Below are 23,714 nucleotides of genomic sequence, written 5' to 3'. Positions count from 1 at the left end.
CTTTAAATAGTTAACCGAAAATTTTAGCTTAATTATGCGCTGAATTGTTAATTTTGTTAACATTTAACACATGGTTTTAACACAAATTAAGAAAAGCTGTGATTTCCCGTCAATAAACGGTTTAGAAGGTTTGTTAACAAAATTTTAAGAAATGCTTAACGGACTTTAACCTATCAATTGTTGCAAAAGTGGTTTAAGGAATAAATTTGCAGAGTCAAAACCAATAAAAATAATTCAACATGATGAAAAGAGGACTACTCCTAATCATAGCGATGATTTCAACACTTGGTATTTATTCTTTCAACAAGTATAATGCCAATGATGCCAAAACAAGTTTTGCATCGTTCTACCACGATAAGTTTAACGGTAGGAAAACAGCAAGCGGAGAAATTTTCAGCAACAGAAAGCTTACCGCCGCGCACAGAACGCTCCCTTTCGGAACCATTGTAGAAGTTACAAACCTCCGTACAGGCAAAAGTATCGAAGTAAAGATCAACGACCGTGGGCCGTTTCATTCTTCCAGAGCTTTAGACCTTTCAAAAGCAGCGTTCGATTCAATAGGCAACACCTCCAGAGGCACCATGCCGGTTGAATATGAAATAGTCGACTAAATTTACCCAAGTTTAAAATCAAAAGCCGGTTCCGTAATTTACGAAACCGGCTTTTGACGTTTTATACGGCGATTATTTCGCTTTGATATTGATTTCTGACACGGCAAGCTTGGTAAGGTCAGAATCACAGGTTTTTTCCTCTGAAAGGGTCTCTTTAAGGAGTTGCAGCGCTTCTTTCTCGCCCAATAGCTTCGCATACGTCGCCATTGTACCGTAAGACGCTATTTCGTAATGTTCCACCTTCTGTGCCGCGGCAATGATGGCTGCATCGCGCACCGCGCCTGGTTCAGTCTCTTTCATGATGCTTTCGGCCTCTTTTATCAGTCCGTCCATCGCATCGCACTTTTCTGCTTTAGCTTTTTCGCCAAGTGCTTTAAAAGCGCCTTCAAGCCGCGTAATCTGGTTTTCAGTTTCGGTTAGATGTTTGTTGATGGATTCCTGAAGTTTTGGTGACGTGGCATTTTTAGCCATTTTGGGTAAAGCTTTCGTGAGTGCTTTTTCTGCCCAATAAAGGTCTTTGAGACCATCCACTAAGAATTCACGTAAGCTGTCAGCAGCATCACTTGCAGGTTTTACCTGCGAACTTGCGGTCTTTGCCATGATAGTATTTTTTTTAGATTAATGTTGTCTGATAAACAAATCTGGTGCCACTATCCTCTGATAATGAATCTGATACGACCGTTAGAGGTCAAAATATCTTGCGACGGTTACAAACTTTTTAAGCATAAAAAAGTTTGCTGTTTGACGCAGAAAAAACACTCCAAAAATAGAGTGTTTTTATATTTCAAATGAATACAGTTAATCTCCCGTTTCAGAATTTGGTGCATCCACAGGTTTTGATTGGGAAGAACCTTCTGCCGCAGGTATATAGACATTACTACAATTGCAAAGATGGAAAGAAATTCGCTTTGCCAGTTTTGGAAAGATTCAAACCACAATCTCGATCCCAATAGATATTCGCTCAGTTTTTCAGGAGGATTTCCCAACAGAAGATTCTCGGTATTGGCATCTTTAAAACTTCCATACACATGAAGTACGAAAGACAGTATAAAAAGAATCAATAGTGAAATCGTGAGCGAATTCTCGTAGAGTTTGAGCCAAATTCCGCCTTTTATTACCGCCCACGGTGCATCTTTTCGGTTTGGTGAAGGTTCGCGGTCAACTTCGTTTTCCCCATCCAGTTTTTTCGATTCTGAAGATCCCTTCTGGCGGAGAAATATCGTAAACCAAACAAACAGCGCCATTTGCAGAAATTCACTTTCCCAGTTCTCGAACGTGGCCTCAATGAAATGCCCCGAACCTAAATATTGCATGAAAGTCTCCGGCGAGCCTCCCCAATCTGCGATTTCTTTGTTATGCTCCTGAAAACCAAAGTACATTTGACCGGCCATCGCAAATACGAAAAGTGCAAAAAACACGATGGCCAGGCTAATTTGCCAGATGAATTTTTTCATCACAATTTTTGTTCGAAATAATCCATCAGTTAATGGTTTGCGTAGCGCCGTTGACGGAATTTAGCTTTAGACTTTCACGCTTGAAGACCTCTTTACGCAAATTGGTGCTTGAAAAACGGTGATTCCGTTCGTTATAATAAAGTTTGATGTTCTTCTTTTCACAAAAATCGCGGCCGGTAAAATCTTTGTCTTTGTACTCCACGCCAATGATACGCACGGCGATTGGGTAGAGTTTCAGAATATCTTCAAGGTCTTTTTCTGTGGTATAAGGAACAATTTCATCCACGTATTTGCAGCCCTTCAGCTGGATATAACGTTCCACGACGGTTTGCGTAGGTTTGTTCTTTTCCGGCCTGTCAATTGTCGGATCCGTTTGAAGACCCACGATGAGATAGTCACACTGTTGCTTTGCTTCGGCAAGCATGCGTACATGACCAGCGTGCAGCAGATCAAAACAGCTGAAAGTGATACCGATTATTTTTTTTGAAGCGTCCATTTTAGTGATTTTTTAATGTTTTTATTAATAGGCCGATGTGCCGGCAAGTTCATCCTGATGCTTTAAGATGGCAGCCACATAATCTTCATTGGGGATGCGGTTCCCCGCCAGGTCAAAATCAAAGATTCCGGAGTTATGATAGTGTTGCAAATTATCCCAATCGGGTCTGTCGGTCACCGGATACAGGCAGATTCCGTGAAAATCAATGCCTTTTTCATGTGCTATTCGACATTCGTTGGCAATTTCTTCGAGCCACATGCCTCTGCCTTCCCCGAAATGTCCGGTTTCTGAGAGAAACATCGGTTTCCGATAACGTTCATAAGCCGAAAGCAGCAGTTCATGCAGCGGTGTGCGGTCTGGGTTCGGCCAGCATAAACTTTCGCCTTCACCTTTCCACTGGCAGTTCCAGTAATAATTAAAGCCTAAGATTTCAAGATATTCATCTTTCCCGCCTAATTCCGGACAAAGTCTGCCGCCGATGATGTCCATGGCTTCAAACTGATATTCGTTTTTACGGATCAGGTATTCAGGCTCATCACCGTTGCAGTGAATCTTTACTAAAGGTTCTACCATCACGATCTTACAGTCTGGCAGAATTTCCTTTAATGCTTCAATTCCTAAAATAGCGGCTTTGCAAAGATGATACTTGATATCCCAACCGCAATGAACTACGAAAGGCACGGTTCCTCGGTCTTCGCCGGAAAACCAGGAAAGAAAACTGATCTCGTTTACCGGCACAACTAAGAGCGGATCTGATCCGTTCTTTCTGAAAAACTCCGCAAAAGCGCGGCAAAGTGCCACGAAACGCGGTGCAAACTGTGGATGTGTGGGGAAAAGACCGTCCGGATATCCGAAATGAATCAAATCCCAAATGACCTGCATCCCAAGTTTCTGAGCTGCGTGCAAGCGTTGTAAAACTTCAGAAAAATCATATTCATACGGCATTTTTTCAACTTGGCTCCAGCAGATTCCTTCGCGAACAGTTTTGATATCAAGCTCCTGCAGCAGGCGGAAATCTTCTTCAACGCGTAAGTCATGCTGGGTTTCTTTAAGCAGATTCACGCGAACGCCGTGGCGGTTGATGTGATCAGCACATTCAAAACCTCCGATGAGATAGCTTTTAAAAAGTGTTTCCTGCAACATGATGTTCCAGATTTTTGGTTTCCAGTGAAGAGAATAAATCCAAAGCATTCTTAAATGCCTGATCCATGTTGAAATATTTGTAGTTTGCCAGTCTGCCAACAAAGTAAACGTCTGTAAGTTTGTCTGCTTCCTCCTTATATTTTTCGTAGATCAGCTGATTTTTTTCATTCGGTACAGGGTAGTACGGCTCGCCTTCATCCACTGTAAACTCCTTTACAATGCTGGTTTTCTCCGATTTCTGATTTCCAAAATGTTTATATTCAACAATTCTTGTGAATTCTACTTCATTACCCGGATAATTTACGACGCTACATTCCTGGAAATATTCCTGATCCAAATGTTCGGTTACGAAATTTATCGAACGGTACTCGAGTTTTTCGAGTTCAGTTTTAAACTCAAAAAAGCGGTCAACAGGGCCGGTGTAGAACAATTTTTCATAACCCCGATACTGATCTTTCACATCAAAATAATCTGTATTCAGCAAAACAGTGATATTCGGATGGTCAAGCATCTTTTCAAAGATTTTCGTGTAGCCGCCCTTAGGCAAAGCCTGAAACTCGTCGGAAAAATAGCGGTCGTCATAATTGGTACGCACCGGAATTCTCTCGAGAACCGAGGCGTGAAGTTCTGCAGGATATTTATCCCACTGCTTTTTGGTGTAATGTTTAAACATTTTCTCATAAAGTACAGGACCTACACGGTTCAGAACAGCTTCTTCACCATTTTTAGCCGGAGAAAATTCTACACGGTTTTCGTCAAGCCACTTTTTCATTTCCTCTTCTGAGGTGATGTTGGTGCCGAATAATGTATTTACGGTCGTGATATTTACAGGTATTGGAACTGTTTTGTCGTCAACTCTGGCGACCACACGATGTTCCCACGGATACCATTCACCAAATTGATTTATATATTGCCAAACGTCCTGTTCGTTGGTATGGAAAAGATGAGCGCCGTATTTCGAGGTCAGAATGCCATTTTCGTCATAATAGTCATAACAGTTACCCGCAATGTGATCACGTTTTTCGATTATCAGAACTTTTTTTCCGATGCTGGCATAACGCTCCGCAAGTGTAGCCCCGGAGATGCCTGCTCCTACGATCAAAATATCTATCTCTATCATGCGGTTACTTTTTGGATGATTGAACTCATTTGCGCCGCAGTTGCGTCCCACGATGTTTTTTCCAGAATCTGGCCATACTCAGAAAGATCTCTTTCCGGAGCTTCCGAGATTGCTTTTGCGAATTCTTCCGAATCATCAATCAGTGCGATACAGTTGCTGTAATCGCGCACTACATCCCGAACTTTTGTTGAAATAATCGGTTTATACGCCGACATATATTCCAGTGTTTTGGTAGGGCTGATGTATTTGGTAGAATCATTTAAGGCGAAAGGCATCATCGCCACATCGAAGAAGTGAAGGTACTGTGGTAGTTCTTCGTAACTCTTCATGCCGAGGTAATGGATGTTTTCCGCGCGTGGGAGATCGTGATCTTCGATTTTGCATAATGGCCCAATCATTACAAATGACGTATCCGGGCATTTTGCGGCCGTTTCTTTAAGCAAGTCAAGGTCAATCCGCTCATCAATCACTCCGTAATAACCCACAATTGGGGTTGGTATATCTTTCAGGTCATCCGGAAGGGAAATTTCTGTACTGTTTTCGCTGGCGAAATGCTCGATATCTACGGAACTTGGGAAACAGAAGACGTTGTGGTGTTTTTGTTTTTTAGATTCATAAAGCGATTTTCCGCCAGTATAGACGATATCTGCAGCTGCCAAAAGTTGTTTTTCCTGCGAAATAAGTTCGGCTGAAGCACCTTTAAACAATGAAAGTTCATCCATACAGTCGTAAACCACGGTTTCAAAGTCCAGATACTCCAACACCGGGACAAAGGCAGGAGAGTAGAACCAACCTACTGGAAAAGTCTGTTTTTTAAGATGTTTTTTTAAGAAAGTACCGATAGATTTGATGCTTTGTACCGGCGGGCGGAAAACGTGAATATTCGGCGTAATCTCCCGGACTTCAAGTGGTGAGTTGCCATTCAGCCTTGTAGGTTGTGGTTCTTCCACAACCAGGATTCTGTAATCTTTAGCCAAACGGCTGATAATGTGTTGAGGTCTCTGGTAAACGAAATCCCAACGGAGATGACAGAATACTATCATGTCATATTCGGGATTCGCTTTTGGTTTTGGTGCGTGCGTTTCCATAATGCTACTGTTTTTTTTAATGTTATTAACCGCCCGCTTAGAGTTTCCTATTTCATCCAAAATTATTCTGAACCTATAGCATTCAGAATCTGGTGGGAACGAAAATATTTAAAGAAATAAGCGGGAATTAATCCAAACTAAATATCCGATGGGAAACAAATACTTCAGTTCGGATTCTTAATTTAAACCGTATCAAACGACGTACCAACATGTTGATAATAACACATAACGTATTATGTATTAACAAATATTTATAATATTGCGTTTATGCGTATATTATAATGCGATTTAGCTGATTTGAACCTTATCCTAAATAAAGCAGCCTGTAAAGGTGGAAAATTTTTAGCGAAAACCCGTTACCGCGTCAATTCCAGAAGAATCGGACAATGATCGGAATGAAAAACCTCTTTTAAGATAACAGAGCGTGATAGTTTTGGCGCCAGGGTTTTCGAAACGAAATGATAATCAAGCCGCCAGCCTTTGTTGCGCTCCCGCGAGTTCTGCCGGTAGCTCCACCACGTATAATAGTGGGGTTGATCGTTGAAATACCGGAAAGAGTCGGTCATTTCGCATTCTTCAATGAACTTCGACATCCATTCCCGCTCAATCGGTAAGAATCCGGAGACGTTTTTCAAACCTTCAGGATTGTGGATATCAATAGGCTTATGGCAAATGTTGAAATCGCCACATATAATAAGGTTTGGAATGGTTTTCTTTAAATTTTTAATGTAAGCTAAAAAATCGTAGCAGAATTCCATCTTGAAATCGAGCCGTTCGATATTGCTGGCCGACGGAACATAGACCGAAATGACCGAAAAATCTTCAAAATCTGCACGCATTATCCTGCCTTCAGAATCATAATGTTCTATGCCACAACCGTATTCTACGTGAATCGGTTTTTTTTTGGAAGCGATTCCTACGCCCGAATAGCCTTTTTTCTGCGCGCAGTGCCAGTAACTTTTGTAGCCCACTTTTTCGAGCGCCTCAATGTCGATCTGGTCGTTGCCTGCCTTGCTTTCCTGAATGCAGACAATATCCGGATCGGCCTGCTGCAGCCAGCCAACAAAGTTTTTGGTAAATGCGGCGCGGATGCCGTTCACATTGTAGGAAATGATTTTCATGTCGGTTTTTATTGAATGACAAAAATAACGATTGAAGTTTGCTCTGGTAGTATCTGGCCACATAAAAGGCGGAAAAAATCTTTGATTTTTTCCGCCTCGCAACCCAAATTAAATAAACTATGAAAAAAACTATTTGGGTTCTAAGATACTGATGGGGATGATCATCTCTTCAAGCGAGATCCCGCCATGCTGATAGGTTTCTTTATAATAATTCACGAAGTGGTTGTAATTCTTCGGATAGGCCAAAAACGTATTGTTCTTCGCGAAAATATATTTCGAACTCAGGTTTCCTTTCGGTAAAAACAGTTTTTCAGGGTTTGAAATGGCCCACACGTCGCTGTTTTCGTAAGTAAGGCTACGCCCGGTTTTGTAACGGATGTTGGTAGATGTTTCGCGGTCACCGACTACTTTGCTCGGTTTTTTGACGTAAATCGTGCCGTGATCCGTGGTGATGGCGAGTTTAAAACCATTTTCAGCAGCCTGTTTTATAAGTTTAATCAGCGAAGAATTCTCGAACCAGTTGTACGTAAGTGAACGGAAGGTTTTGTCATCACGGATCAGTTGATTTACGATTACGTTGTCGGTTTTGGCATGTGAAAGTATATCGATAAAGTTGTAAACAATTACAAGTAAATCGTTGTTTTTGTGCTGATTAAAATCGTCTAAGATCTTACGTTCAAAATCCGCATTCAGAATTTTAAGGTACTTCATAGACTTGCCCGAAAGGCCTAAACGCTTCATCTGGTCTTCCAGGAAGTCGCGTTCATGCTCATTTTTGTTGCCTTCCTCATTGTCATTAAACCAAAACTGCGGAAATCTTTTTTCAATTTCTGAAGGCAAAAGTCCGGCAAAGAAGGAGTTTCGCGCATACTGCGTAGCTGTCGGCAGAATGCTGAAATAGTAATCCTCAGATGTTTTGTTGTAAAATTTTGTAAAGAGAGGTTCGATGACTTTCCACTGGTCGTAGCGCAGATTGTCGATCATCAGCAGAAGCACCTTGTCTTTTTCGACTTCAGGTTTTATTTTGTCCTTGAAGAGCGTATGGCTCATTATCGGCTTATCATTGCTCTGAAGCCATTCTTCGTAGTTGTTTTCAATGAATTTTGAAAACTGGATGTTGGCTTCCTCTTTTTGAGATTGCAGCAAATCTGCAAATTCATTATCGAAAACCTTGTCGAATTTCACTTCCCAGTTCAGTATTTTCTTGTAATACTCCGCCCAATCCTGAAATGTTTTCATGTAAGACAGTTCCATAGAAAGGTTGCGGAATTCCTGCTGATACTCCAGAATGGTTTTTTGTTCAACCAGCGTGTCTTCCTGCAGGTTTTTCTTCAGTGAAAGCAAAACCTGGTTTGGATTTACAGGTTTCAGGATATAATCTGCAATCTGCGAACCGATGGCCTGCTCCATAATCTGTTCTTCCTCATTTTTCGTTACCATCACAATCTTTATTGCCGAATCGATGTTTTTAATCATCGGTATGGCTTCCAGACCCGCAATTCCGGGCATGTTCTCATCGAGCAGGGCGAGCTGAAAATTTTCTTTTTCGATCATTTCCAGCGCTTCGTTTACATTGTTTACGGGTGAAACTTTGTATCCTTTATTTTCGAGAAAGACAATATGAGGCTTTAGTAAATCTACTTCATCATCAATCCATATCAATTTTGCCATAAAGTTGTTTAAATTTTTTTATTAATTACTTAAAGTATTTGATAATTTACTTTAAAGTTTTCAAAAATACAAACAAAGATTCCCAAGTTTAATTTAAAAGCAGTTAAAATTCCGTTAAATAAATGCTCATATTCCGGCCGTCCGCAAAACTGAATTCTGCATTTTTATCAGTATTTTTGAAGCCGCTATCAGGCGGATAATCAAGCTGAAGATATGACGAATAAACTCAAGATAATCAACGATCCGGTTTACGGATTTATTAAAATTCCTTATGAAATTTTGTATGATGTGATAGAGCATCCTTTTTTTCAGCGCTTACGCAGGATTTCACAAACCGGCTTATTAAATCTCATTTTTCCAGGCGCAACCCACACGCGTTTCCATCACGCATTGGGCGCGATGCATCTGATGTTTACCGCTATCGAAACGCTGAAGCTGAAGGGCGTGGAGATATCCAAAACTGAAGAAAAATCGGCGATGCTGGCTATTCTGCTGCATGATATCGGGCACGGACCGTTTTCACATGCCCTTGAAAATATGCTGATGGACAGTTGGCATCACGAAAAACTTTCGCTGTTGCTGATGGATAAACTGAATTCTGAATTAGACGGCGAACTTTCAATGGCAATTGAAATGTTTAAAGGTAAATATCACCGGAAATTCTTCAATCAGCTGATTTCCTCACAGCTCGATGTTGACAGGCTCGATTATCTGAAGCGCGACAGTTTCTACACCGGCGTTTCTGAGGGTAATGTGAATACGCAGCGCATTATCTCGATGATGAATGTGGCTGATGACGAGTTGGTCATCGATGCAAAAGGAATTTATTCGATTGAAAATTTCCTTACAGCCCGTATGTTCATGTACTGGCAGGTTTATTATCACAAAACCTCGGCGTTGGCGGAGCATCTTTTGGTTAAAATCTTATCACGGGCAAAAACTTTGGTTCAGCAGGGTGTAGATTTGTCAGCCTCAGAAAACCTAAATTATTTTCTACACCGAAACCAGTCTGCAGAGGCAACGGACGAGGATATCGCGCGCTTTACAGAGCTTGACGATACTGATATTATTCAGGCGATGAAGAACTGGACGCGGCATGATGATCTGCTGCTGAGTTATCTGTGCAAATGCGTTATCGGCCGCAGTTTTCCGCGCACCATTATTTCTTCACAGCGTTTTTCCGAAGATTTAATCAAAGATAAAATTGAACGGACAAACGCCGTTTTCAATACTGATAAGGGCGCGCAACTGGTTGACCAGATCTCAATAAGCCTGCTTCCGTACAACACTGAGCGTCAACCGATTTATTTGCTGCAAAAAGACGGCAGTAAGATATCTTTGGAAAAATCAGAAAACCAGATCCTCTCATCAGCGATCAATGAGCTGAACACCAAGTATATTCTTGCCTTTCCAAGAGAAATTTAGGCGTGCGTTCCGGCGTTAAAAAATATTGGCAATAATTGGGATTTTCCTATCTTTGCACGATATGGAGTTTACCGCATCGCAGATTGCAGCATTCATTGACGGAAAGATCATTGGCGACGAAAATGCCATCATTACGGGTGTTTCACCAATTGAAAGCTGTGAGCCCGGCCACCTTTCGTTTATTGCACAAGAGCGGTTTTCCGGTTTTATAAAAAGTGCAAAATGCTCGGTACTTATCGTATCAGAGCGCCTTCTTACTGAGACAAATTACCCGGTTACCATCATTGCTGTAGAAGATGCGTATCTGTCTTTTCAGGTACTGATGAACCTGTACAAAGAGATGCAGGGTCGCAGAAGCGGCATAGAGCAGGGTGCGGTTTTTCACGAAACTTCCAGCGTAGGTGAAAATGTGTATGTTGGTGCCTTCACCTGTGTTTCTGAAAACGTGAAGATCGGTGATGAGAGCCAAATTTACCCACATGTGTACATCGGCAAAAATGTAAAAATCGGAAAAAACTGTATCATCTACAGTGGCGTAAGGATTTACGATTACTGCGTGGTAGGTGATGATTGTGTGATCCATTCAAATACCGTTATCGGTTCAGACGGCTTTGGTTTCCAACCTACCAAAGACGGTTACCAAAAAATTCCACAACTTGGCAATGTAGTCTTGGGTGACCATGTGGAAATTGGTTCAAATTGCAGTATTGACCGCGGAACCATCGGTTCTACAATCATTGGCAAAGGCACCAAGATAGACAATCTTATCCAGATCGCGCATAATGTGAAGATCGGTGAAAATAATGTGATTGCAGCTCAGGCCGGCATTGCGGGCTCTACCATCATCGGAGACTGGAACCAGATTGGTGGCCAGGTCGGTGTTGTAGGTCATATCCAGATTGGTAACCAGGTAAAGATCCAGGCACAGAGTGGTGTGAATTCCAGCGCCAAAGACGGCGAAGTGCTTTATGGATCGCCAGCGATCAACGCCAGCGAATACAGACGAAACTACGTGCATTTCCGCAACTTTACAGAGATTGTGAAACGCATCAGCAAACTTGAAGAAAATTCAAAAAATATTGACGACCGTGAGTGATAAACAAAAAACGCTAAAACAGGAAGTTTCGCTTTGCGGAATCGGGCTCCATACAGGTAGAGAAGTTACCCTTACCATAAAACCGGCAAAAGAAAATACCGGCTTTGTATTTGTACGTACCGATCTTGAAGGAAAACCACAGGTTGAAGCCGATGTAAATTACGTTACCACCACCGAACGTGGCACTACTCTTGAGAAACTTGGCGTACGCATCCATACCTGTGAACACCTGCTGGCTGCACTGGTAGGTTGTGATATCGATAATGCATTCCTTGAAATGAACAGCGCTGAACCTCCGATCATGGATGGTTCTGCTAAATTTTTCGTGGAAGCCATCGAAAATGCAGGCATCGAGGAACAGAAAATGGACCGTGAGTATCTGATAGTGAAAGAAGTCTTGAATTATGTAGATCCGGTTACTGGCTCGGAAATTACAATTATACCATCCGAAACCTATGAGGTGACGACGATGGTAGATTTCGGAACAAAGGTTTTGGGGACGCAGAACGCGACACTTAAAGATATTTCAGAATTTAAGGAAGAAATTTCTTCCGCACGAACCTTCAGTTTCCTCCACGAACTCGAAATGTTGCTGGATGCAGGTCTCATCAAAGGTGGCGACATCTCCAACGCGATTGTTTACGTAGATAAAGAACTGACTCCGGAAACGGGCGAAAAACTTAAAAAAGCCTTCGGAAAAGACGACATCGCGATTCGTCCGAACGGAATTTTAGATAACCTGACATTAAATTACCCCAACGAAGCTGCCCGTCACAAATTACTCGATGTAATCGGTGATTTGGCGCTTGTAGGAGTTAAGATTAAAGGTAAAGTGATTGCAAACAAGCCCGGCCACTTTGTGAACACGCAGTTTGCAAAAAAACTGAACCGCCAGTGGAAACTCCAGAAAAAGAAAAATGTACCTGATATCGACATCAGCAAAGAGCCGGTTTACGATATCAACGGAATCATGCGCCTGATGCCTCACCGTCCGCCATTCTTGTTGATTGACAAGGTGTTGGAGCTTTCTGATTCGCATGTGGTAGGCCTTAAGAATGTCACGATGAACGAACCATTCTTCGTTGGTCATTTTCCTAAGGAGCCTGTGATGCCCGGTGTCTTGCAGGTGGAAGCACTTGCGCAGACGGGTGGTATTCTGGTTCTTGCCAGCGTTCCGGATCCTGAGAATTATTCAACCTACTTCATCAAGATCGATAAGGTAAAATTCAAGAAGAAAGTAGTGCCGGGCGATACGATGGTTTTTAAGATTGAACTCATTTCGCCAATCCGACGCGGAATTGTACACATGCAGGGCTATGGCTACGTGGGAGACAGCATCGTGGTAGAAGCTGAATTAATGGCTCAGGTGGCTAAAAATAAAGTGGACTAAATGGTACATCAGTTAGCCGCCGTAGACAAACGCGCACAGATCAAGAAAAACGTAATCGTAGAACCGTTTACCACGATTGCGGGCGATGTAGAGATCGGCGAAGGCACCTGGATCGGGCCGAATGTGACGATTATGGACGGTGCAAGGATTGGTAAAAACTGCCGGATTTTTCCCGGAACCGTGATCTCAGCTATCCCGCAGGACCTGAAATTTGACGGTGAAGATACGCAGGTAATCATCGGTGATAATACGACAATCCGCGAATGTGTCACAGTAAACCGTGGCACGAAAGCGCTCGGCTATACAAAACTTGGCCGCGACTGTCTCATCATGGCCACTTCGCACATTGCGCACGACTGCGTAATCGGGAACGGTGTAATCATCGTAAACGGCTGCGGAATCGCGGGTCATGTAGAAATTGGTGATTATACCGTGATGGGAGGGCTTTCAGCAGTTCATCAGTTCGGAAAAATTGGTAAACATGTGATGATTTCGGGTGGAACGCTTGTGCGAAAAGATATTCCGCCTTACGTGAAAGTTGCGCGCGAACCCATGACCTATGCCGGAATCAATTCCGTTGGCTTACGCAGACGTGGTTTTACCAACGAGAAAATATTTGAAATCCAGAAAATATACCGCGCCATTTTTCAGATGAAAATGAATGTGTCGCAGGCGAGCAGCTATATTGAGAAAGAAATGCTTCCAACCGTGGAACGCGATGAAATTCTGGAATTTATCAGAAATTCACCCCGTGGAATCGTGAAAGGGTACGGAACGGGTAAGGAGTAGAAGGGTTGACAGTTGAATTTTTTAAACTAAATCAGACTCCAACTGCGACAAATTAAAACATTAAAAAATTATATTTAAAAATAAATGGCGACAAGCAACGATATCAAAAAAGGAATGTGCATCGAGTTCAGCAATGATATTTTTAAAATCATTGAATTCCTTCACGTAAAACCGGGTAAAGGACCTGCATTCGTGAGAACCAAAATGAAATCGGTAACGAACGGAAAAGTGCTTGAAAATACTTTTTCTGCCGGTCATAAGATTGATGAGGTGAAAGTGATTACCCGTAAATTCCAGTATCTGTACGATGATGAGAACGGTTTCCACTTCATGAATAACGACGATTTTTCTCAGATTTATCTTAATAAAGACATGATCGAAAATTCACAGTTCATGAAGCCGGGCGAAGAAGTGACAATCATCCTAAAAGAAGCTGACGAATCTCCGCTTTCCGCTGAGATCCCGCCAACAGTATATCTTGATGTTATCGAAGCTGATCCGGGAGTGAAAGGCAACACCGCAACCAACGCGCTGAAAAACGCGATCGTGGAAACAGGTGCACGCATCATGGTGCCGCTTTTCATCGAAGCTGGAGACAAAATCAAAGTAAATACAGAAGAAGGTTCTTACCTGGAAAGAGTAAAATAACCTGCCCAAACTAACCCATAGATCCTGAAAAAATGACTTTCAATAAGCCTCAAACATTAAAATCAATTGCAGACCTTGTTGGCGCGCGCTACGTGGGACAGGCAGATTTTGCGGTTTTAGGCACCAATGAGATTCACAGGGTTCGCACGGGTGATATCGTATTCGTTAATCATCCGAAATATTACGACAAAGCCCTAAATTCTGCGGCTACGGTAATCTTGATCGATCGTGAGGTGGCTTGTCCGCAGGGAAAAGCTTTGATCATTTCTGATGATCCGTTTCGTGATTTTAATCTGATCAATACGCATTTTACCCGGATTTACAACTTTGCCGAACAGCTTCACGATATTGAAGTCGGCGATGACAGCCAAATTCATCCAAGTGTGGTGATTGGAAATGATGTAAAAATCGGAAAGAACTGTATTATTTTTCCAAATGTGGTCCTAGGCGACCGAACGGTGATTGGTGATAATGTCATCATCCAAAGCGGGACCGTTTTAGGCGGCGACGCTTTCTATTACAGAAAACTTAACGGCAATTTCGACAGACTTATATCCGTCGGAAATGTAGTGATTGAGGATAATGTTGAAATTGGAAACAACTGCACAATTGACCGTGGTGTGACCGATTCTACGGTGATTGGCGAAGGTTCTGTTTTAGACAACCAAATACAGATCGGCCACGACACCATTATCGGGAAAAAGGTGCTTATCGCATCGCAAACCGGTATCGCGGGCTGCTGCATCATCGAAGATGAGGTGACAATCTGGGGACAGGTAGGTATGGCATCCGGCGTGCGCGTGGAAAACGGAACTGTGCTTTTGGCAAAATGTGGCGTAAACCGCGATCTGAAAAAAGGAACCTATTTCGGCCCGATCGCAGAAGAATTCAAACAGTATCTTAGAAAGGAGGTAAAACTCAAGAATTTATAAAATGAAAAAACTAGTACTCCTTTTCCTGATTGGTTCATTTTCAATGCTTTTTTCCCAAAGAAAGGAGCTTGATGCAAAGCTCATTACCTGGGAAAATGATACTGTGAATGTGAAGCTGAGGGTAGTAACCAATATGTTCTGGCCGGATCTACTCAATGAACTTTCACTTAATGAGAAGCTCACAAAGATCAACGCCACCGGGAAAACCGAGAAAGTGCGCGCCACTACTGTGAAAAGTCTTCTTTTCACTGATTTTAAGAATAATGAGAGAAGATTCGAGAACATACTGCCCGGTAGAAGCAGGCTTTACGAAGTTATTTACGATGGCAAGATAAAATGGTACCGCGACTACTATCCGCACGGGTATGATGGTTCTGTGCAGATGACCGATATTTTCGTAAATGAGGAAGGTAAAAGAGAGAATGTAGGACTTTTTAACAGTATGAAGAAAAAACTCGCCATCATTACCGCGGCACAACCATCGCTGGCACCGGACATCGAACAAATGAAAGTTGACAGGGAGGGCGTACTGAGTATTCTGAAGAAGTATGAAGAGTTGTAACTTTGTAGTGTTCAGGAAGTATAATTGAATTAATTAAAAATATAAAAAACATAAACATGTCAGTATTAGTAAACAAAGATTCTAAAGTAGTTGTACAGGGTTTTACCGGTAACGAAGGAACTTTCCATGCACAGCAGATGATTGAGTACGGAACCAACGTAGTAGGTGGTGTAACCCCTGGAAAAGGCGGTTCTGAGCACCTTGGGAAGCCAGTGTTCAACACTGTGGCAGATGCTGTAGAAAAAGCAGGAGCGAACGTTTCTATTATTTTTGTACCGCCTGCATTTGCTGCTGACGCTATTATGGAAGCTGCAGATTCGGGTATCAAAGTAATCGTGTGTATCACAGAGGGTATTCCGGTGGAAGATATGGTGAAGGTGAAAGCATACATCGCAGACCGCGAAACACGCCTCATCGGGCCAAACTGCCCGGGTATCATCACTTCTGATGAAGCCAAGATCGGTATCATGCCAGGATTTGTATTCAAAAAAGGTAAAGTAGGTATCGTTTCGAAATCTGGAACTTTAACTTACGAAGCAGCTGATCAGGTTGTGAAAGCCGGCTTCGGTGTTTCTACAGCGATCGGAATCGGTGGTGACCCAATCATCGGAACTACGACAAAAGAAGCATTGGAACTTTTCATCAACGATCCGGAAACTGAGGCCGTAGTAATGATTGGTGAAATCGGTGGAAACCTGGAGGCGGAAGCTGCAAGATGGTACAAAGAAAGCGGTTCTACGAAGCCTGTTGTAGGTTTCATCGCAGGTCAGACTGCGCCAAAAGGCCGTACAATGGGCCACGCAGGGGCCATCGTAGGTGGTGATGAAGACACTGCACAGGCGAAAATGGCCATCATGCGCGAAAACGGGATCAACGTAGTAGATTCTCCGGCAGAGATCGGTTCTACCGTTGCCAAAGTTTTAGGCTAAAAAACACACAAACACAAATATGAAAAAACTACTAATCAGTTCAGCACTCTGCGCAGCTACTTTTGTGGCCGCGCAGATTGATTTACGCAGCACGCGTTTCGGCCTCACAGCCGGCGGTACGTATTCGCGAGTGACAAACGCGCACAATCCTTCGGGTCCTATTTATTCGGGTTTTGGCGGAGTCTTGGCACTTATTCCGGTAGACAGCAGTGACCAGTTTTACCTACAGCCCGGCATTGAATATCTGGGTGCCGGCGAAACAGGTAAGGACAAAGATGCAGAAGCTTATCCGGGCTATGACGCGGTATATGCTAATAACTACATCAGTGTACCGGTCTATTTTAAGGCCTATTTTTCTGAAGCTGAAACCGAATTTTTTGCGATGGCCGGTCCGAAATTTAATTTTCTGATGAGCCAAAATATCAAGAATGCACCACAACGCTATACCGTAGAAGGTGAGGGCGATGTGAACGGCAAAGCTTCGTCTTTCAATTTTGCGCTGGGCATTGGAGTTGGATTTTCGCTAAAGCGTCAGTTTGAAATCACCAGCCGTTACGATTTCGGACTCAGCAATACCTACAAAGGTCTGATGAGCGAAAACGGCAGCGACCCGAATATTTCGAAACGCAAGACCGAGCAGGTCTTCAGCCTTGGACTGAGTTATATTTTTCAGTAAATAAAAACTTAAATATTTACAAAAATCCCATCAATTCAGTTTGATGGGATTTTTTACGGACACTAAATTTTTCTGCAGTTATCTATTTTTTTCGGCATTGTAAAATTTATCGAAAAGAAGAGAGTAAATGTTACTCATGTTCTTTTTATCCACCGGAGATCTTTCAATTGCAGGAAGATAATTAAAGAAAACCACCGAACTTTTTTGCGCATCATAAATCATCGCGTAGGTAGAAGTTGTGGCTTTTATAGGAACGGGTGTATACATACCCATCGTTAGAATTCCTACTCCAATTCCTTTCACAATCTGATTGCCGTAATTGTTCTTTCTTCGCGCAAAACCGGAATTAATTACAAAGAGGGCAAACCGCTGATTTTCGCTTTTAACCACCGAGTCCATTAAAGCTGTAGTTTTCACAGCTTCTAATTTATTGACCTTCCGGATTTCACTCACGGTTTTAAGCAAGTCATTTTCCAGACGCATTTTAAGTTTCTGCTCGGTGACATCTAATCTTTTGCTGACCTTCGGGTGGCCAGAATTTTTTATGATTGAATCTAAAATCACCGTAGAAACGTGGGATAGCGAATCATTCAGTTTAGCCTGATTTCCTTTTTCAATCAGATTGATGAACGAAATTGGTTCGTGGTAAGAAATATTTTTAACTTCTGCAGGACTGACGTCCTTGTCTGTAAGAAGCGTGGTAGCACATGAGTTTAACAATAAAACGCCCAGAGAAATCAGGAAATATTTTTTCATAAAAATGTTAAATGGGTGAAGCTGTCAATTCAGCCAAATTACAGAAAATAATGCCATCAATCGGAAAAAAAATACCTGCGTGATTAAAATCATTTAGCTCCTGATCCACTTCCATATCTCCTTCGCGCTCGCTTTGTTTCCGTACATCAGAATACCGACGCGGTAAATTTTCGCGGCAATATAGATCATGAGCAGCGTCGAAACTACCAGTAATATCATTGAAAGTGCGATCTGCCACGCCGGTACGCCAAACGGAATACGCGCGATCATCGCCACCGGCGACGTGAAAGGAATTATCGAAAGCCAGAAACCCAGCGGCCCTTCCGGATTGTTCATAATCGTGAAACTGCCGTACATGCCGAGCATGAGCGGCACGATGGCAAACAGCGTAAACTGCTGCGTCTCGGTTTCATTGTCCACCGCCGAACCAATTGCCGCATACATCGAGCTGTAAAAGATGTAGCCCAACAGGAAAAACACGATGAAAACGAAGATAATCAGCGCAAAATTCATGTCAAGAAGGATATGTGAAATCTCACCGGCCAACTGTTTAAAATCGAATTTTTCCATCGCCGCCGCAGATTCGGCACCTACTGGGAGGTCTTTCTGCATCGCGGCAAAGCCTGTATTCAAACTTATCGCGCCCAAAACCGACATGGTGATCCAGATGCTGAACTGTGTAAGTGCAACCAGTGTCACACCGAGGATTTTGCCCATCATCAGTTCAAAAGGCTTCACCGATGAGATGATGATTTCTACCACGCGGTTGTTTTTTTCCTCGAGAACGCTGCGCATCACACGCACACCGTAGATGATGATGAACATGAAGACGGCGTACATCAGTACCATGCTGAGGCCGGAACGCACGCCAAAATCGAGGTCTGAGTCGGCCTGTTTTTTATCTACCACATTTTCGGTTTTCAGCGCGAAACTTTTGTCGAGATTCACGATTTGATCCTGCGAAATGCCGAGCGTCTTTATTTTTTCCTGTTTGATGACTTCCGTTAAATCTTTCGTTACACGCTGTTTCGTATCCATGCCGATTTTCTTGTTGATCAGCAGTTTGGTGTTGTTCTGCAGGTTTTCAAAATCATTCTCCTGCAGCTCGGGAATGATCAGCAACCCTTCGATTCCTTCCATATCTTTCAGCGTGGAACTGAGTGCCCGCTCATTCTCCTTAGGTACGAAAACATATTTTACAGACTCGTCGCTTTTAAGTTTAGATACGAAAAGGCCACTTTTATCGATGACGTTGAAGGTGCTTGAACTTTCATTAGCTTTAAACATAAAGGCGATCAGCACACCAAAACCGATCATGAGCACCGGCGCCAACAGCGTCAGGATGATGAAGGATTTTTTCTTGACTTGTGTAAGATATTCGCGTTTTGTGATGAGGAAAATATTTTTCATTTCAAATTTCAATAATTATTAAATGCTTGCCGCTCTTTCTTTTACTCCGATTCCGCCAAATGCAATCAGCCTTTAGCCATCCGCTACCTCCTTGCTACGGCATTGATGAAAACTTCGTTCATGCTCGGGATTTTCTCGTCAAACGTGCGTATTTTCCCTACTTTCATCAGTTCATTTAGCAGAATATGCTGCTCATTAGCGGTTTTCAGGTCAAATGAGATGAGGTTGTTGCGTTCCGTAAAGTTGTTTACTTCAAATTGTGATCTGAAGTTCTCCAAGTTTTCGGCATTCACCTCGCTGAGCGTCACTCCGAATATGTTTTTCTTGAACTGTTCACGCACATCGAAGACTTTACCGTCAAGTACTTTCTTCGCATGGTCGATCAATGCCACAGAATCGCACATTTCTTCCACGCTTTCCATGCGGTGCGTGGAAAGGATGATCGTGGTGCCATTCTTTTTCATGTTGAGTATTTGGTCTTTGATCAGGTTCGCATTCACCGGGTCAAAACCCGAAAAAGGTTCGTCCAGAATAAGCAGCTTCGGGCGGTGCAGCACAGTCACTACAAACTGTATTTTCTGTGCCATCCCTTTTGAGAGTTCGCTTAGTTTTTTCTTCCACCACTGGTCAATCTGCAGTTGCTCGAACCAGTATTTAGCCTGATTCAGCGCATCATTTTTGCTCATTCCTTTCAGTTCGCCAAAGTAAAGGATCTGGTCGCCGACCGACATGTTTTTGTAGAGTCCACGCTCTTCGGGCATATACCCTATCTGGCGGATGTGATCAGGATTCAGCCTCTGGCCGTTTATGAAAACCTCGCCGGAATCTGCCTGCGTTATCTGGTTGATGATGCGGATAAAAGTAGTTTTGCCCGCACCGTTGGGACCAAGAAGACCGTAGATACTGGCTTCCGGAACCTCGATTGAGAAATCTTCTAATGCCAGTTTCTTACCGGCGTTGTATGTCTTGGTGACGTGATTTGCTCTAAGCATTTAAAAAATGTTTTAATGATTAGTAAGTGTTCTCCCTTGAAAGTTACAGTAATTCAGGAGCCGGGTACCTGCTTTCCGCTGTATCTTTTTCTCCTCGTTCCTCGTCAAAAAAGGATGCCGCTGCAATCAGGGCTAGGGATTTCCGCGGCAAATAAAATACAGTACTTAATAAGAAAACTCTTTGTAGAAGTCAGCGGCTTCAGCGATGACCCCATCCATTTCCCCGAGCGTGAAAACCTCCAGGAATTTCCGGCGGAAATCTTTGAAATGCGGGATACCGCGGAAATAATTGCTGTAATGTTGGCGCATTTCGATGAGTCCGAGTCTTTCACCTTTCCATTCTGCGCTCCATTCGGCGTGCTGACGTACGGCGAGCAGACGGTCGGTAATCGTGGGTTCGGGTAAAGTCTCTCCGGTTTCGAAAAAGTGTTTGATCTCATTGAATATCCACGGATAACCGATGGCACCGCGACCGATCATGATGCCGTCACAATCGTATTTTTGTTTGTATTCCAGCGCTTTTTGTGGAGAATCTACATCGCCGTTGCCAAAAATAGGAATCTCAATATTCGGGTTGTTCTTAACAGCGTGAATGTAATTCCAATCGGCTTCACCTTTATACATTTGTGCTCTGGTTCGCGCGTGAATCGTTAGCGCTTTTACACCCGCATCCTGCAGCTTTTCAGCTACTTCCATGATGTTGATGCCTTCTGTATCCCAGCCAAGCCGCGTTTTTACGGTAACGGGGAGGTGTGTGGAATTCACCACGGCTTTCGTAAGTTTTATCATCAGGTCGATGTCTTTCAAAACGCCGGCGCCGGCGCCTTTGCAAACTACCTTTTTCACCGGACAGCCAAAGTTGATGTCTACCAGGTCGGGTTCTACGGTTTCCACTATTTTCGCGGAAAGCGCCATCGCTTCTTCATCACCACCGAAAATCTGGATGCCGACAGGTCTTTCGTAATCGAAAATATCGAGTTTTTTGCGGCTTTTCATCGCATCGCGAATGAGACCTTCGGAAGAAATGAATTCGGAATACATCAGATCAGCACCGTGCATTTTGCAAAGCCGGCGAAAAGGCGGGTCTGAAACATCTTCCATTGGTGCGAGCAATAACGGAAATTCCGGCAGCTCTATATTCCCGATTTTTATCATGGTGCAAAGATACCAAATATGCGGAAACTCTCCGGCAGAACGTAAAGTACGGTAGAACGGAAACGGAGTACTTTCGATCCAAAAGGAAATGTGGAATTAGAGACGGTCTGCGGCCCCGATGGAAGCGGCATCCCCGCCGCGGCGGGATACAGCGGACAGCGGGAAATGTCCGCCCAAAAAAGATCAGTCGAAATCGTGGTAGGTGTCATCCTTAGAATTCCTAAAGACGAACCACATGCCGATGGTGAGGCCCACCACGCCCGCCACGGCGGTCATCAGCGCCCGCTCGAGCCTGTCAGCCTGGTCATTTCCCAGATAATTCATGAGGAAGAGGACGATGAAAGTGATGGCGGCGATCAGCCAGTATTTTTTACTTTTAATATCCATTTTTTATCGGATTTTGTAGGAAATCATGAGGCCGCCACGGTAGGGCACCAGTTCTCCGCTGCGGTTGTATTCGCGGTCAGGATCTGTATCGTAGCGCACGCCGAGTACTTTGTGAAAGCCTTTGTAGAAGCTTTGGGCGGTGCCGCCTCCAAGAAAGGCGTCAATATTCCACTTGTCACTGATCTGCCACTGATAGCCGGCTACGGCGCCGAGAAAAAATGTGTAACCATCCTGGTACAGTTCAGAAGTGACGTAAATCGGTGCATCTGGCTCGTACTGGAAAGGTCCGTCCGACCAGTAGTTGTATTTCTGCATCTTGTAGCGCGCTGCGGTGATGTTCGCACCTACGTAAAAGTGCTTAAATGCCTCGGAAAAATAGTGCCGCACATCAAAACCCAGCATGTATATCTGCGCATATTTTCCAAGGAAGGATTTCCACGGTGAAATGAAAATCTCAGGCTGAAGGGTGGTTTTTTCACCTACCTGGAATTCTGCCGCGGCATTGAGCATCCCGATGGGTAAAAAAACGGCATTTGCTTTCACGTAGACCTGATTGTCGGTACTCTCCGGGGTTGTTTGCGCGGGCAGGATGGCGCATGCTATCAGGCTCAGCACGAGGATTATTTTTTTCAAAATGGGTTCGGTCAATTTAATGTTTGAAGAAGTTGTTGGGCACGCGTGGCGTCTTTGCCCTGTGTTTCTGATAGATGAACGGATGATTCCGCATAGGTCTTTGCGTTATCTTTCTGACCTGTCTTGGCATAAAGTTTTGCCAGAACATACGTGTTTTCGGGTGTTTCAGTTAGCATCACCGATTTTTCTGCCCATTCCTGTGCTTTGCTAAGCGACGCGGGGTTATCGACGTGTTCACTGAAAATAAAAGCAGCCTGCAGCAGTTCGTCCTGCGAGAAATTTTCTGATTTTGAATAGTATTTCAATGCCGCTTTCTCGTACTCTGCGAAATGTCCCGCATTTGCATACATGATCACTTTTGTGCGGTAAAGCGCCGTTTCGGCCTCTTCAGTTCCTACAAGCGGAATTGCTCCTTTGTAAAAAACATCGTCATCAATCAGTCCTGTCTTTGTATTTACTGCTTTTTCGAGCAGGTTTGAAATCTTTATATTGGTGTCAAACTGCTTATACACATCCTCTGAGATAAAAGCTACGATCTCGCTTTTTCTCGTCTGGAAGGTGCTGTAATTTTTATCTGAAACCGCTTTGGTAAAATAAAGCAGCATTCCGACTTCTTCCTGAGTGAGTGGTTGGTTTTTCTTAACGTCAAAATAACGCTCCGAGGCTTTTTGCGCCAAAGGAAAATTGCTCTGTGCGTAAAGCTGCATCATGTTCAGTAAAAATTCGGGCGAAGATTCACCTTTTTCAAAAAGTTCTTTGTTGGAAGATGTGGCGTATTTCGGATTGTTTGCTTCCTTCGCAAAAGCCAGGAAAGCCTCCTCACCCATATAACCGATGGTCTGTTTCACCACTTCGCCGTCACCGTTGAGGAAAAGATAAGACGGGTAAGAACGTACACCGTACTGCTGCGCAATCCCGATGCCTTCACCTTTTTCCATGTCAATTCTGGCATTGATGAAGTTGGCATTGTAGTAATCGCGAACGGCCGGCAAAGGAAAGATATTTTTCTCCATCATCTTGCACGGGCCGCACCACACCGCAAACGCATCAAGGAAAACGAGTTTCTTTTCTTGTTTGGCTTTGGCAAGGATTTCTTTAAAGGTGCCTTTTTCGAAATTGATGGTTTCCTGAGCGAAAATTGTAGCCGAAATAAGGAGTATAATTGATGATAATAAGTTTCTGATCACGATAAAAAAAATTTAGGCGAAGTTAAAATATAATAACGACGGG

26 protein-coding genes are annotated in these 23,714 nt (G+C 43.3%); 10 read left to right on the top strand and 16 right to left on the bottom strand.

Translation table 11 applies throughout. The features are described 5' to 3' along the window. Window positions 1-239: 239 nt before the first annotated feature. Window positions 240-611, top strand: a complete 372-nt coding sequence (locus QEP06_RS10925) for a septal ring lytic transglycosylase RlpA family protein (protein WP_285270283.1) — start codon at window positions 240-242, stop codon at window positions 609-611. Between the two features lie 72 nt (window positions 612-683). Here QEP06_RS10925 and QEP06_RS10920 read toward each other — a convergent pair whose 3' ends face one another. The 8 genes from QEP06_RS10920 to porX all read right to left on the bottom strand — a co-directional run bounded on the left by QEP06_RS10920 (window position 684) and on the right by porX (window position 8,704). Next, window positions 684-1,211 carry a YciE/YciF ferroxidase family protein gene (locus QEP06_RS10920; protein ID WP_251833946.1) on the bottom strand — a complete coding sequence of 176 codons (528 nt, stop codon included), beginning with the start codon at window positions 1,209-1,211 and terminating at the stop codon, window positions 684-686. Between the two features lie 107 nt (window positions 1,212-1,318). After that, on the bottom strand, window positions 1,319-2,065 hold the full coding sequence (locus QEP06_RS10915; protein WP_285270282.1) for a DUF6766 family protein: 747 nt from the start codon (window positions 2,063-2,065) through the stop codon (window positions 1,319-1,321). Between the two features lie 25 nt (window positions 2,066-2,090). After that, complete coding sequence (locus QEP06_RS10910) at window positions 2,091-2,561, bottom strand: adenylyltransferase/cytidyltransferase family protein (protein WP_285270281.1); 471 nt, start codon at window positions 2,559-2,561, stop codon at window positions 2,091-2,093. Window positions 2,562-2,585: 24 nt separating this feature from the next. Then, window positions 2,586-3,752 carry a glycoside hydrolase family 1 protein gene (locus QEP06_RS10905; RefSeq protein ID WP_285270280.1) on the bottom strand — a complete coding sequence of 389 codons (1,167 nt, stop codon included), beginning with the start codon at window positions 3,750-3,752 and terminating at the stop codon, window positions 2,586-2,588. Further along, on the bottom strand, window positions 3,682-4,824 hold the full coding sequence (gene glf, locus QEP06_RS10900; RefSeq protein ID WP_285270279.1) for a UDP-galactopyranose mutase: 1,143 nt from the start codon (window positions 4,822-4,824) through the stop codon (window positions 3,682-3,684). The genes QEP06_RS10905 and glf overlap by 71 nt, the downstream gene beginning before the upstream one ends. Next, on the bottom strand, window positions 4,821-5,912 hold the full coding sequence (locus QEP06_RS10895) for a glycosyltransferase (RefSeq protein WP_285270278.1): 1,092 nt from the start codon (window positions 5,910-5,912) through the stop codon (window positions 4,821-4,823). The genes glf and QEP06_RS10895 overlap by 4 nt, the downstream gene beginning before the upstream one ends. A 356-nt stretch (window positions 5,913-6,268) precedes the next feature. Next, window positions 6,269-7,033 (bottom strand): exodeoxyribonuclease III, encoded by a 765-nt coding sequence (locus QEP06_RS10890; protein WP_285270277.1) that lies wholly within the window; start codon window positions 7,031-7,033, stop codon window positions 6,269-6,271. A gap of 129 nt (window positions 7,034-7,162) precedes the next feature. Further along, window positions 7,163-8,704 (bottom strand): T9SS response regulator signal transducer PorX, encoded by a 1,542-nt coding sequence (gene porX / locus QEP06_RS10885; protein ID WP_285270276.1) that lies wholly within the window; start codon window positions 8,702-8,704, stop codon window positions 7,163-7,165. Window positions 8,705-8,917: 213 nt separating this feature from the next. Here porX and QEP06_RS10880 point away from each other — a divergent pair, with 213 nt between their 5' ends. The 9 genes from QEP06_RS10880 to QEP06_RS10840 all read left to right on the top strand — a co-directional run bounded on the left by QEP06_RS10880 (window position 8,918) and on the right by QEP06_RS10840 (window position 17,151). Then, window positions 8,918-10,129 (top strand): HD domain-containing protein, encoded by a 1,212-nt coding sequence (locus QEP06_RS10880; protein ID WP_285270275.1) that lies wholly within the window; start codon window positions 8,918-8,920, stop codon window positions 10,127-10,129. Window positions 10,130-10,190: 61 nt separating this feature from the next. Continuing rightward, the gene (lpxD, locus tag QEP06_RS10875) at window positions 10,191-11,225 is read left to right on the top strand and encodes a UDP-3-O-(3-hydroxymyristoyl)glucosamine N-acyltransferase (protein WP_251833937.1); all 1,035 of its coding nucleotides are present in this window, start codon (window positions 10,191-10,193) and stop codon (window positions 11,223-11,225) included. Further along, window positions 11,218-12,615: a bifunctional UDP-3-O-[3-hydroxymyristoyl] N-acetylglucosamine deacetylase/3-hydroxyacyl-ACP dehydratase gene (locus QEP06_RS10870; protein WP_285270274.1), complete on the top strand. Its 1,398-nt coding sequence runs from the start codon at window positions 11,218-11,220 to the stop codon at window positions 12,613-12,615. Before lpxD ends, QEP06_RS10870 begins: the two co-directional genes overlap by 8 nt. After that, window positions 12,616-13,404 (top strand): acyl-ACP--UDP-N-acetylglucosamine O-acyltransferase, encoded by a 789-nt coding sequence (gene lpxA / locus QEP06_RS10865; protein ID WP_285270273.1) that lies wholly within the window; start codon window positions 12,616-12,618, stop codon window positions 13,402-13,404. 84 nt (window positions 13,405-13,488) lie between these two features. Continuing rightward, window positions 13,489-14,052 (top strand): elongation factor P, encoded by a 564-nt coding sequence (efp, locus tag QEP06_RS10860; protein ID WP_251833934.1) that lies wholly within the window; start codon window positions 13,489-13,491, stop codon window positions 14,050-14,052. A gap of 32 nt (window positions 14,053-14,084) precedes the next feature. After that, a complete protein-coding gene (locus QEP06_RS10855) occupies window positions 14,085-14,984 on the top strand; it encodes an LpxD N-terminal domain-containing protein (protein WP_285270272.1) in 900 nt (299 codons plus the stop codon). A gap of 1 nt (window position 14,985) precedes the next feature. Further along, on the top strand, window positions 14,986-15,546 hold the full coding sequence (locus QEP06_RS10850) for a hypothetical protein (protein WP_285270271.1): 561 nt from the start codon (window positions 14,986-14,988) through the stop codon (window positions 15,544-15,546). A gap of 56 nt (window positions 15,547-15,602) precedes the next feature. Next, window positions 15,603-16,475 carry a succinate--CoA ligase subunit alpha gene (sucD, locus tag QEP06_RS10845; protein ID WP_251833931.1) on the top strand — a complete coding sequence of 291 codons (873 nt, stop codon included), beginning with the start codon at window positions 15,603-15,605 and terminating at the stop codon, window positions 16,473-16,475. A 19-nt stretch (window positions 16,476-16,494) separates the two neighbouring features. Then, complete coding sequence (locus tag QEP06_RS10840) at window positions 16,495-17,151, top strand: porin family protein (RefSeq protein WP_285270270.1); 657 nt, start codon at window positions 16,495-16,497, stop codon at window positions 17,149-17,151. Between the two features lie 78 nt (window positions 17,152-17,229). On the opposite strand, the gene QEP06_RS10835 is transcribed toward QEP06_RS10840, so the two are convergent. From QEP06_RS10835 to QEP06_RS10800, 8 genes are all read right to left on the bottom strand, one after another. Beyond that, complete coding sequence (locus QEP06_RS10835) at window positions 17,230-17,907, bottom strand: hypothetical protein (RefSeq protein WP_285270269.1); 678 nt, start codon at window positions 17,905-17,907, stop codon at window positions 17,230-17,232. A 93-nt stretch (window positions 17,908-18,000) separates the two neighbouring features. After that, the gene (locus QEP06_RS10830; RefSeq protein ID WP_285270268.1) at window positions 18,001-19,317 is read right to left on the bottom strand and encodes an ABC transporter permease; all 1,317 of its coding nucleotides are present in this window, start codon (window positions 19,315-19,317) and stop codon (window positions 18,001-18,003) included. Between the two features lie 83 nt (window positions 19,318-19,400). Further along, window positions 19,401-20,309 (bottom strand): ABC transporter ATP-binding protein, encoded by a 909-nt coding sequence (locus QEP06_RS10825; protein WP_285270267.1) that lies wholly within the window; start codon window positions 20,307-20,309, stop codon window positions 19,401-19,403. A 165-nt stretch (window positions 20,310-20,474) separates the two neighbouring features. After that, the gene (dusB, locus tag QEP06_RS10820; RefSeq protein WP_285270266.1) at window positions 20,475-21,464 is read right to left on the bottom strand and encodes a tRNA dihydrouridine synthase DusB; all 990 of its coding nucleotides are present in this window, start codon (window positions 21,462-21,464) and stop codon (window positions 20,475-20,477) included. Further along, window positions 21,461-21,673, bottom strand: coding sequence for a hypothetical protein (locus QEP06_RS10815; RefSeq protein WP_285270265.1), 213 nt, complete (start codon window positions 21,671-21,673; stop codon window positions 21,461-21,463). Before QEP06_RS10815 ends, dusB begins: the two co-directional genes overlap by 4 nt. Further along, window positions 21,648-21,851: a hypothetical protein gene (locus tag QEP06_RS10810; protein WP_285270264.1), complete on the bottom strand. Its 204-nt coding sequence runs from the start codon at window positions 21,849-21,851 to the stop codon at window positions 21,648-21,650. The genes QEP06_RS10815 and QEP06_RS10810 overlap by 26 nt, the downstream gene beginning before the upstream one ends. A gap of 3 nt (window positions 21,852-21,854) precedes the next feature. Continuing rightward, window positions 21,855-22,484, bottom strand: coding sequence for a DUF3575 domain-containing protein (locus tag QEP06_RS10805; protein ID WP_285270263.1), 630 nt, complete (start codon window positions 22,482-22,484; stop codon window positions 21,855-21,857). 11 nt (window positions 22,485-22,495) lie between these two features. Then, window positions 22,496-23,671 carry a thioredoxin family protein gene (locus tag QEP06_RS10800; protein ID WP_285270262.1) on the bottom strand — a complete coding sequence of 392 codons (1,176 nt, stop codon included), beginning with the start codon at window positions 23,669-23,671 and terminating at the stop codon, window positions 22,496-22,498. Window positions 23,672-23,714 lie beyond the last annotated feature (43 nt).

The sequence above is a fragment of the Kaistella rhinocerotis genome (assembly GCF_030243905.1).
Classification (GTDB): domain Bacteria; phylum Bacteroidota; class Bacteroidia; order Flavobacteriales; family Weeksellaceae; genus Kaistella; species Kaistella rhinocerotis.
Note: the sequence above shows the minus strand (reverse complement) of the source record. Positions and strands in the feature narration are given on the sequence as shown.